Source organism: Pseudoalteromonas sp. S558 (assembly GCF_005886635.1).
GTDB lineage: Bacteria > Pseudomonadota > Gammaproteobacteria > Enterobacterales > Alteromonadaceae > Pseudoalteromonas > Pseudoalteromonas aliena.
In genome coordinates this window covers 1-11,242 of record NZ_PNDU01000283.1, presented here as the reverse complement: position 1 = coordinate 11,242, position 11,242 = coordinate 1, and the positions used below count along the sequence as shown (strand labels likewise).

The 11,242-nt window shown below is 38.4% G+C and carries 10 protein-coding genes and 1 pseudogene; 7 read left to right on the top strand and 4 right to left on the bottom strand.

Annotation, left to right across the window (positions count from 1 at the left end):
• Positions 1-251: 251 nt before the first annotated feature.
• A complete protein-coding gene (locus CWB66_RS16980) occupies positions 252-1,331 on the top strand; it encodes a porin (protein ID WP_404935939.1) in 1,080 nt (359 codons plus the stop codon).
• Between the two features lie 10 nt (positions 1,332-1,341).
• Positions 1,342-1,758: a type 2 periplasmic-binding domain-containing protein gene (locus tag CWB66_RS16975; protein WP_171037530.1), complete on the top strand. Its 417-nt coding sequence runs from the start codon at positions 1,342-1,344 to the stop codon at positions 1,756-1,758.
• Between the two features lie 303 nt (positions 1,759-2,061).
• Here the strand turns inward: CWB66_RS16975 and CWB66_RS22755 are convergent.
• The 3 genes and pseudogenes from CWB66_RS22755 to CWB66_RS16960 all read right to left on the bottom strand — a co-directional run.
• Positions 2,062-2,217, bottom strand: a pseudogene (locus CWB66_RS22755) (transposase); the annotation flags it as partial.
• A gap of 430 nt (positions 2,218-2,647) precedes the next feature.
• Positions 2,648-3,148 (bottom strand): hypothetical protein, encoded by a 501-nt coding sequence (locus tag CWB66_RS16965; protein ID WP_077535492.1) that lies wholly within the window; start codon positions 3,146-3,148, stop codon positions 2,648-2,650.
• A 475-nt stretch (positions 3,149-3,623) separates the two neighbouring features.
• The gene (locus CWB66_RS16960) at positions 3,624-3,995 is read right to left on the bottom strand and encodes a Cif family virulence factor (RefSeq protein ID WP_138586287.1); all 372 of its coding nucleotides are present in this window, start codon (positions 3,993-3,995) and stop codon (positions 3,624-3,626) included.
• A gap of 104 nt (positions 3,996-4,099) precedes the next feature.
• Here CWB66_RS16960 and CWB66_RS16955 point away from each other — a divergent pair, with 104 nt between their 5' ends.
• Entirely contained in the window at positions 4,100-4,972 is an 873-nt protein-coding gene (locus tag CWB66_RS16955) for a LysR family transcriptional regulator (RefSeq protein WP_138586286.1), read from the top strand.
• Positions 4,973-5,460: 488 nt separating this feature from the next.
• Entirely contained in the window at positions 5,461-5,946 is a 486-nt protein-coding gene (locus CWB66_RS16950) for a hypothetical protein (protein WP_077535490.1), read from the top strand.
• 33 nt (positions 5,947-5,979) lie between these two features.
• On the opposite strand, the gene CWB66_RS16945 is transcribed toward CWB66_RS16950, so the two are convergent.
• Entirely contained in the window at positions 5,980-7,185 is a 1,206-nt protein-coding gene (locus tag CWB66_RS16945; RefSeq protein ID WP_138586285.1) for an anhydro-N-acetylmuramic acid kinase, read from the bottom strand.
• Positions 7,186-7,464: 279 nt separating this feature from the next.
• On the opposite strand from CWB66_RS16945, the gene curA reads away from it, so the two are divergent.
• The 3 genes from curA (at position 7,465) to CWB66_RS16930 (ending at position 11,046) form a co-directional block, all read left to right on the top strand.
• Positions 7,465-8,493 carry an NADPH-dependent curcumin/dihydrocurcumin reductase gene (gene curA, locus CWB66_RS16940; protein ID WP_138586284.1) on the top strand — a complete coding sequence of 343 codons (1,029 nt, stop codon included), beginning with the start codon at positions 7,465-7,467 and terminating at the stop codon, positions 8,491-8,493.
• A 50-nt stretch (positions 8,494-8,543) separates the two neighbouring features.
• The gene (locus CWB66_RS16935) at positions 8,544-9,161 is read left to right on the top strand and encodes a glutathione S-transferase family protein (RefSeq protein ID WP_138586283.1); all 618 of its coding nucleotides are present in this window, start codon (positions 8,544-8,546) and stop codon (positions 9,159-9,161) included.
• Between the two features lie 265 nt (positions 9,162-9,426).
• The gene (locus CWB66_RS16930; protein WP_138586282.1) at positions 9,427-11,046 is read left to right on the top strand and encodes a methyl-accepting chemotaxis protein; all 1,620 of its coding nucleotides are present in this window, start codon (positions 9,427-9,429) and stop codon (positions 11,044-11,046) included.
• The last annotated feature ends 196 nt before the right edge of the window (positions 11,047-11,242 follow it).

Sequence of the window (11,242 nt, the reverse complement as noted above, 5' to 3'; positions counted from 1 at the left end):
GCTTTGCTCGGTTTTTACTTATTCTTACAGGGATGTAAGCCATTAGAGTAACGCAGGAGCAGTTACCGAGCCCACTAGGTTACAAACCTCGCACCGCGATTCAACCGCCCCTAGATTGAACAAATTTCAATCCACAAAGATCAACATGCCCTAATTTAAAAATAATATTTTATAGATAATTAGCAAAATTTTTATAGTGAGCTAGTTTTAGTACTGCATATTACAAAATACTAATATTATAAGGTAAGCAAATGATGAAAAAGCTGTATTGGTTATTAACTGTGAATTGCATTCTATTTACAGGAGCTTCTTATGGGGAGATTAACTTCTCAGGGTTTACCAGTATAAATGCTGGTAAGGTTTTATCTGGAAGTGGAGTCCCGCAATATGATATACCCCCTACTTTTTTAGCTGACTATCCTATTGTTTCAGCTTATTCAGAAGATATTTCGTTCGAACCAGAAAGCTTATTCGGTCTACAAATTAACGCTGACCTAGCCGAAGGTTTATCTATGACAGGTCAAATTGTTGCTCGAGGGGCTAATGATTTTGATGCAACAATTGAATGGGCATACATATCTTATGAGATAAATGAACATTGGACGATCCAAGCAGGTAAAAAGCGCTTGCCGCTGTTTTATTATTCTGACTTTTATGACGTAGGCTATGCCTATGTGTGGATGCGCCCACCTGCTGATAATTACACATGGCAAATATTTAACTACAGCGGCGTTAACGCGCTATATAGTGGTGAAATTGGTGATTGGTCTGTCATGGGGAATCTTTATTATGGCGAAGAAGACGATAAAGAAAATAAACTGCTCAGTGAGTTTTTCTTCAAAGAACCTACACGTGAAATTTGGCGTGACATGCTTGGCGGAGTACTGTCATTAAACAAAGATTGGTTTGAAGTTCGCCTAACTCACATGACATACAAAAATGAGCGTTACCGTAAAGGTGAGCGAGTTTTATTTGATGGTGAGACTAGCCGAACAGGTAAGTTTTACGGTGTTGCAGTTAATTTAGATTTTGATAACTTGTTTGTATTAACAGAATTAAATCGATTAGATCTAAATGGCAACCTTGACACCTCAATGATTACCCTAGGTTATCGCTTCGACACTATTACTCCGTATGTCACCTACTCTCAATTTAAGGAAGATGCAGAAGATGGTGAGCAGCATGATACAACGTCAGCTGGAATACGTTGGGATTTTCATTCCTCTGCGGCTTTTAAAGTTCAATTTGACAAAGTGAATGATGAATCATTTGATTTAGCCGTTGCAGGTGATAGTAAGTCGATCACACTTGGCATTGATTTGGTATTTTAAGGAATAGGTTATGATATTATTTAAAAAAGTATTTTTATCGCTTTTATTGCTTAGCTGCTACTCAGTAAGTGCTGAGGTTGTTATTGTTGTTCACCCATCTAATAACAGTAGTTTTGATCAATCTGAGATTACAAAGATTTTTTTAGGGAAAGTGAAATCGTTTTCCGACGGGAATATAGCTGTGCCATTGAATCAGGATTCAGGTTCGGCAGCCCGTAAAGAGTTTGGTAGTAATGTACTATCAAAGTCAGGCAGTCAACTAAAGGCTTATTGGTCAAAATTGGTTTTTACGGGTAAAGGGTCACCACCAAAAGAAGTTGGAAGTGATGCAGATGTTATTGATTTAGTCAGTAAAAACCCAAGTATGATAGGCTATGTTGGGGCGGCTTCGTTAACTGATTCAGTAAAATCAGTTGGAAAATTTTAGATATCTATTTTGATTGTATTTAAAATCGATTACAGTAAACCTGTAATCGATTTTTTATTAACTTATGCTTAGACAAATGCACACGCTGCAACAATTAATGTCTACAGTAGTTGTGTCGTTGAGCTTTACGTAAGTTAAATTAAGGTTTGGCTTATTTGATTTTTAGTAATAAACCACCAATCCAGCTACTAAATCCAGCATGAAGCTGTTCACGTTCCGACACCTAGACTAGAAAGCAATTTAAAAACAATGCCCTACCCCATAATAACATCGCTTTTACATTCATATTTTTGCAAGCTTTAACCCTTTATCACCATACAATTTATCTGTTAGGCAGCTCGCTAATTCATATACTGGTTGAGTATCATCTAGATTACCTGTTGTCACTTTCACAGCAACAATTTCATCATGATGATTAACGATTAAATGCAGCTTGAAGCCATAAAACCGCCCCACACTAGTACAAAAAGTAGGTGCTTGGAAGTAAAGAGCTTTGTAAAAGCTAAAAAAGAATAAATATTGCGCTAAGCAATGACTAGTTAACCTGAACTCTGGATAATAAATCTATCTCAAGCAGCTCTTTTCAACGCTAACTGCTTTGAATTTACTTGTAGATAGGCCCGCTACTGACACATAAATTCGCTTTATTTTCACTGAAAATCTCTAGCTAGAGAAAAATAAATTTAAATATCATCATGGTTCAATATATTAGTAAATCTCTTAACCAGAGTTCAGGCTAGTTCGCTTTACAACATTTAGTATTATTGAGAGGTATTTGATGAATATTCATCATGGGGGATGAATCACCCGTTGCACTTCCTACTAATAAAAAGCGTGGTATGGTGGCTGGAGATTAGAGGCCTCCGACTACCCGATTAGGCCTGTACCGCTACGATTTTATAAACTCTAGATACACGACCGTTACAACCATAGCCAACATAAACAGAATAATAAGCGAGAAAAAGCTAAAATTTGCAATACGTTTAAGACTCAGTACAAACTTATTTAGTGATTTACCTGCTCCAGTGCCTACCCAAGCATCGCTTACATTTGATGTGTAATCGTGTAACTCCCGACAACTATATGGGTGCTTGAAACTTAGAGCCTCGACATCAAGACCTTTCGTTTTGTAGTGCTCAAGTAACTGAATCTCTAGAAAAATACTGATAAAAAAAGAAGCACCAACACCTAACAAGCTCAAACCGGCAATAAATAATGATATTGAAACAAACACAGCCTCATAAATTGAGAGATCATCGAAATCTGGTTGGTAGCCAATTACAAGTCCAATTAAGACAATACCAAAGCCAAACATAATAGCCATACCACTTAAGAAAAATACAGCTGCGAAAAGCCCAGAAGAAACATAAGTTACAATCCTTGGTGTCATATGGAGCGAGACCTAACGAGCCTGTAAATTAACTCGTTTTTTATTTGTTTTTATTGATAAACAAACCATAGCTGAGTTCCTATTTTGGTTCAATCGGTTACTTCAGTTTTACGTGAAATATTAAAAGAGGATTCAGTGCTGTTTTAGTTGGCATTTGGAAAATATTACAGCTGTTTGAGTGGGTTATTTGGGAGATAGGAGCTTACCCTTTTCAATACCTCGTGCTTTATAGCCTTTCACTATTATAAACAAAGCAGTACAATTACCGCAGTGTGGAGTAAAGGTATTCACTTTCATTTAACCCCGCAAGGTCAATTTGTTCATACCTTTATTGTTTGCAATATTTTGTACTTTATTAAAAGGAAAGCAGGCTCAATGCAGCAGAGTCGTTTTACCCTTTTTTAATAAACAGCTGTCGTCTCATTGACAATTTCTGTAATAATTAGGTAGATGTCATCCTAACTTCTTCTTTTATTTATCTCTCGCCAAGTATTTCAAATTCATCAGAAATCATACGAGCTTTACCGTCATGATCAATCACCCAATGCTCTTTATGAACAACACCAAAGGCTTTATTCATTGTCCATTGAGACGATAGAATATAACCATTATCACCAGCAGCTTCCCACTTAATATTCGTATACTCAACATTAGCAAAACCTTGGTCGATAATATTTTGCCAACAAGTTTGAATGTCTTCTATTCCTTCAAATACACCAATCGGCTTGGCTGTCATTACCGAATCTTTAGTATATTGCTGCGCGCAACCAGCAGCATCTTTATTATTAAAAGCCACTTTCCAAGACTCTGAACCTTCTTTACATAATGCTAAAACTGTCTTTCTCATGATTGCTTACTCATTGTTATCTTGTGAATAAATAATAGAACTATTGTTTGCATCTATATACAAAGGTAATAGAATTAATAGTTCTTTTTTTACGGACAATAATCATGAATCAATTACGTCATATGTCGATATTTGCCCATATCGTTGAAACCGGATCGATCACCAATGCTGCGCAAGCGCTCCAATTATCAAAATCGGTTGTTAGTCAGCACTTAAAGTTGCTAGAACAAGAACTTGGTGTGTTGTTAATTAAACGCACAACAAGGAAGCACATACTTACTAACGAAGGAGAGGCATTTTATCAATCATGTAGAGAAATGAATAAAATTGCTGATATTGCTTGGAAGCAAGCAAAAAATTCAGTAGAAGTGCCGCAAGGGAATATTAAAATTACTGCGCCTAATGCGTTAATGGATGTTGTTATTGCCCCCGCTGTTGGTGATTTGCTTAAGAAATATCCATTGCTTAAACCTGAGCTTATAAGCGGTGATGATCATCTTAATTTAATGTCTGATAATATCGACTTAGCGATCAGGGTGGGGCGATCTCAAACAAGTAATATTAAGCAACGCAGAATAGGTCAATTCCGAGACGTACTTTGTGGTCGCCATAACCTTGTTACACAAGGAGATATAAATAACGCTATGTACATAGCTAATACGTGGCAAGGTAAGAGAATCAGCCATGAATTTAGTGATAATCAAGGTAAGCTTATTGTGTTTGAAGCAACGGCACAATGTAGATCAAATTCTTTTTATTCCTGTTTAGCCTTAATAAAAGAGGGCGCAGGTATTGGCTTAATACCTGATTTTCAGTTGAGTTCAGTTGAACCTGCTTTAGTTGAAGTATTTCCCCATTTAACCTTACCAATAAATCATGTTTATGCATTATATCCCTACGAAAAACATCTGCCTTTAAGCGTAAAAGTTTGTATTGACGCCATAGCGAATAAGCTTGATAAGTTTTCAAAAAGGTAAGTGAACTCATGTTTGTATAAAGATGCAAACATAGCTATTGCATCTAGCTATCCATAGGTTGCTTAGTATATTTTGTTAAACAGAGTTTGGATTAATAAAACAACTAACTTACTCAATGTACGACTTTCACTCATGATCGTCTTGCAAGTACTCAAACGTAAACCCATAATCGCGATATGCATAGTGGCCCCCTTTATTAATTAGATTTAACAAACTGATATTTAAACTTATTTATGACTTAGGATGCAATTCTAAATCCGAGTAGCAAAGCCCAAATAAGACATATTGCCAGCTCCTCTCTAGCCCTGCTGGATATGATTCTCTATTACTGATGCCTGAGAAATGATTCCAAACTAGGACAAGAAAGATCCTTTTTGATCAAATCAACTTAATGCGTAGTTTTTATACTATCAGAGTCATAATTCTGTAATCTTGATAGTGGATAATTTCTATCCGATAAATATATAGACTCAAGAAGACAAAGTAAGATGAGCACACCTTTAGTGCAACTAACATTTGCGCTGCAATCATTTGAAGATCCAATGTCTGCGGCCATGAGCCACACCATGGAATACGAAAAGCTTTCGTTACAAGCCAATGAAACACATAACATTGCGCTGCAATGCATGCTGCCTGATGCAGCGCATGAAGATGATACTATTTCACTTAGCGCTACACATCCAAGTGCTCGTGGCGCGCAGTATTTTACTGAGCACACGTTAACGAATGCGGATCTTGAACGAGGTGTCGTAAATCTTACTTTGAGTAAAATTACACAAAGCCAGTGTTTTGTAATGCAATTGATGCTGCATGGTAAGCACGCAACTTTAAAAAACAGCTTACAATTTGATATGCATATTAAGGCATTTAAACAAGGTTACTGCGCACCATTTATTAATGTAGAGCGCACTAAACCGCAAGGTATTCGTCGCTATTTTACGAGTATGGGATCTACGTTTTTATCACTGTTTTAATGCTGATTGCACTCCTGTAACACTGATAAGTTATTAATCAGCGAAGCTTACTTTGCCCATAGTAACGCCAGCAATACCTTGCGTTGTATTATTTAGGTGCTGTTGCTCTCCTGCTAGGCATTCGTTTGCTAAAATAGCAAATAGTACAGCTTCTTTAGCATCTGGATCGATTCCGAGTGCTTGGGTATTTTTAAACGCTTTTACAGTAGGGCAAAACGCCTGTAGCTGCTCCATTAATAATGGGTTGTGTATTCCGCCGCCGCTTGCATATACCACACAGTTTGGCGCGTTTTTAACACATTCGTTTATTGCTTTGCTAATAACATGAGCAGTAAATGCATTAAGCGTTGCCATTATATCGTCATGTTGTAAGTTATGTGTATTTGAACGAGTTTGAGCCGTATCTAAATACGCTAAATTAAATACCTCAGGCCCTGTGGTTTTAGGCATGCTGAGATTAATGAATGCATCGTCGCATAGCGCTTCTAACAGCAATTTATTTTGCGTACCGGCTTTTGCAAGCGCAGCATCATTATCGTAATGCATATCACAAAAATAACGCTGCACGTAAGCATCCATAATAGTATTACCAGGGCCAATATCTGAGCTAAATACCGCGCTTGCGTTACCACATTTAGGTAGGTACGTGAGATTCGCTATCCCCCCCATATTTAACAAAATACGGTTTTCGGCTGCGCTCGAAAAATACAGATAATCGCCATATACCGCCAGTGGTGCGCCCTCACCTCCTGCAGCTATGTGTTTTTGCCTAAAATCACCAATAGTAGTAATGCCGGTAGTAACCGCTATTTGATCGCTGTCGCCAATTTGTAAGGTGCCGTTATTAAAGTCTTTATGATTATGCTGCGACTGCGGACAGTGATAAATTGTTTGCCCGTGGCTGGCTATTACGTCTATATCGGCTGGGTTTATATTCCACTTAGTTAAGCACTGATTAACTAGTGTGCCATGATGCTTACCTACCCACGGGTGCAGTAAAGTCACAAGTTCTAAATCGCACTCTCGCTTAGCAAATACCTGTTTTATTTTAGTTTTATAATCGTCGTTGTAATCAACGGTGGTAAAATTTAAAACCTCAATGTGTGTATTTAAGCCTGCGCCCGTTACTCTACAAAGCGCTACATCGAGTCCGTCTAACGAGGTGCCACTCATTAAACCAATAATTAAACGGCTTGGCTTTTGGGCACTATTATAAAGGGCAGCTATGTGTGGGTGCATAAAGGTATCTTAAACAGGTATCATATCTTGCTTATATTAGAGGACTTTAAAACAAAGTAATAGAGGTACTTACTACTTAAAGCTCAGCTTTAAAATTCGAATTAGAATAAATACTCCACTCATTAGGGTTGAATTATCAACCATCCGCCCAAAACTCCTGTATTAAGGTACGCATTGTACATATTCATACTGCTTATTCGCGCATTCTTGTTTAGCTGAACACGATTTCAAAAGCGTAAACATTCGATAAGTAGTTTATTTATATTAATAGGAGATTTTATGTCTGCAACTAGTCGCCAACTTACTCTTAAATCACGCCCACACGGCGCGCCCAGCAATGAAAACTTTGAATTAAAAACGGTAGAGCTTCCTGCATTAAAAGATGGCGAAGTGTTATTGCGTACTATTTATTTATCATTAGACCCATACATGCGTGGCCGTATGAGCGATGCAAAGTCGTACGCTGATCCTGTCAATATTGGCGATGTCATGGTTGGTGCGACAGTGTGCCAAATAGAAGAGTCTAAAAACGATAAGTTTAGCAAAGGCGAATGGGTTCTTGCCTACACAGGTTGGCAAGACTACGCCATTACCAACGGCGAAGGCTTAATGCAATTAGGAAAAGAGCCTACAAACCCTTCGTACGCGTTAGGTATAATGGGTATGCCTGGTTTTACAGCTTACATGGGCTTGCTTGATATTGGCGCACCAAAAGAAGGTGAAACCGTAGTAGTCGCAGCCGCAACAGGTCCAGTGGGCGCAACGGTTGGTCAAATAGCTAAAATTAAAGGCTGTAATGTAGTGGGCGTTGCTGGCGGTAGCGAAAAATGTGCCCACGCAGTTGAAAAGCTAGGCTTTGATGCGTGTATTGATCACAAAGCAGATGACTTTGCTGCGCAACTAGAAAAAGCCTGCGACAAGGGTATTGATGTTTACTACGAAAATGTGGGCGGAAAAGTATTCGACGCCGTATTACCTTTGCTTAACACAGCCGCACGCGTACCACTGTGCGGTTTAGTATCGCAATATAACGCAACGAGTTTGCCAGAGGGTCCAGACCGTTTAGGTATGTTAATGGGCCAACTGCTTACTAAGCGTATTAAAATGCAAGGCTTTATTATTTTTGATGATTACGGCCATCGTTACGACGAGTTTGCACAAGACATGCAAAAATGGCTACAAGATGGAAAAATTCAATACCGTGAGCACATGGTAGAAGGCATCGAAAATACAGTAGGCGCGTTCAACGATATGATATGCGGTAAAAACTTTGGTAAAACTGTGGTTAAAATTAATAACCCACTTTAATTTTAAACGGCTTATTAAGTATCGCACTTTATAAGCCTGCAAGGACAGACATGATCAAACTACACCATTTAAATAAATCACGTTCTAAACGCATAATTTGGCTTTTAGAAGAACTAGATGTTGATTACGAAATTGTCGCTTATCAGCGCAATAAAGACACCTTCCTAGCTCCTGACGAACTAAAGCATGTTCATCAGCTTGGTAAGTCGCCGGTAATTGAAGACGACGGCTTAATTGTTACCGAATCAGGCGCTATTACCGACTACCTTATTACTAAATATGGTAATGGCAAATTTGCTCCACAAGCAGGCACAGCTGATTACGTTGACTACCAGCAATGGCTGCACTTTGCAGAAAGCTCAGCAATTTTACCGCTTTTACTTAAAATGTTTGTACTAAAAGACGGTGCTAAAACACAGTTTTTAGAGGGCTATGCAGACGCTGAAACAGCTAAAGTAATTAGCTACTTTAACGACCGCCTAGAAGGTAAACGTTATTTAGTGGGCGACACCTTAACCGGCGCCGATTTTATGATGTCGTTTATTGTTGAAATTGTTAAAAACTCAGGTCAATTAGCGCACTTTAAAAACCTGGTTAAATACGATGAACAGTTACGAAGTCATGAAAAATTTCATACGGCTGACGAACTTGAAGCCAAATACGACTAGTCAATGGCATAGCACAGATAACTGAAAGAGGCCTTAGGCCTCTTTTTTTTTTTTATAGCTCTGCAATTAAATCGCCACCTAATAGAACATATTTTAATCCTGAAAGGTGAACAGGCCCTCATTTTATATACATATATTTTACAAAAAAAGCGGATTGTTGTGCTAAATACTGTTCCTATAGTGCATAATGGACTAATTATTATAAAATTTTCTTAATTGTACTGGTGGCCTACAAAGTCAGTACTTCTCACATTTGGAACAAACCATGACCATAAATATGCGCTTAGCCACAGGGTTCGGTGTGATCTTATCGATGATGCTTATTTTAACAATTATCGGAATTTCACGCGTTAGCCTTATTAATAACAATATTACGCAAATGACCGATGTGAATTCAGTAAAGCAACGTTACGCTATAAATTATAGAGGGAGTGTACACGACAGAGCAATTGCCGTTCGTGATGTTGTTTTAATAACTGACCAAAGTGACTTAAGTACAGTTTTTAATGATATAGAAGAACTAGACGCTTTTTATCAAACATCAAGTCGTGCCATGAGTCAACTCACTGCCAATATGTCCAATGAAGAACGCTCACTAATTAAAAAAATCAATCAAATAGAGCAACGTACTCAGCCTTTAATCAAAACCATAATAAGTGCAAAAAAAGCAGGTAATTTAAATCAAGCGTCGAGCGTATTATTAACAGATGCCCGCCCAGCATTTACACAATGGCTTAATACCATAAACCAGTTTATAAACTTGCAAGAACAAGCAAATCAAATGACAACTATCGAGACCCGCGAAGTAGCTAGCTCATTTAGAATATGGATGATTTTATTAACAACGCTTGCCACTTTAATCGGTGCCGGCGTTGCCTATGTTATTAGCCAACAGATCAGAAACTCGGTAGGTGGCGAGCCGCAAGAAGCCGCAGAAGTAATTGCACTTATTGCCCAAGGCGATTTAACCGCAGATGTTCATTCGTGTTGCCCTAATAGCATGATGGCCTCTGTAGGCGTAATGCAAAGTAAATTAAAAACCATTGTCGATAGTATAATTAATTCATCTGAAGAGCTATCGACCCACTCTGCAAGCGTGGCATCGGGTTCTCAACAAGCACTTAGCGCTGCCGACACACAAGTGACGTATATAAATTCAGCTGTGAGTAGTTTAGAGGAGATGAGCAGAAGCATTAATTCTGTTGCCGGCTCAGTCAAACAAACTGAAGACAATTCAAAAATTACAGCGCAGTTATCTCAGCAAGGGAGTTCAGCGGTACAAAAAGTGGCGGCTGAGATAGAGCAGATTTCTGTTACGGTAAAAGCAACAGTTACCCAAGTAAATGTACTGCAAGAGCACGTAAAGCATATCGGTGATATTTTAAGTGTGATCCGCAGTATCTCTGATCAAACTAATTTATTAGCACTTAATGCCGCGATTGAAGCCGCCAGAGCGGGCGATTCTGGTCGTGGATTTGCAGTAGTTGCTGATGAAGTAAGGCAACTTGCTCAGCGTACTGGCGATGCAACGGGCGATATTGAAAAAATGATTTTGCAAGTACAAGAAAACACGCAAGCATCGGTAACCGCGATGGAAACCACAGTACCGCAAGTAGAAAATGGTTTAACGCTTACCCACGAAGCAAACGAGTTACTCCATCAAATACAACAACAAGCTAACGACTCATTACATAACGTGCTGGAAATTGTTGAGGCAACATCAACCCAAGTAGCTACCGTGGCACAAATAAGTACCGGCGTTGAAGAAATTGCTAATATGTCGAAAGAAACCAGTATGTCGTTAAATAGTAACGCACAAGAAGCGGTGGCATTAGCGGATCTGTCGGGCACACTCAAAAAGTATATTAGTTACTTTAAAGTTTAAGTGTTTAGCGTTTTACAGCAATTTAAAAAGGGGCTTTAAGCCCCTTTTTTGTAGGTAGCAATAGTTATATGTAGGGATAACCTAGTTAACCTGAACTCTGGATAATAATACCAAACTGCATAAATCTTTGATCAATTTAACGAATTAAATTGCACTATAAGGTCGTTAAAAATATTTTATTTATAACAACTAGATA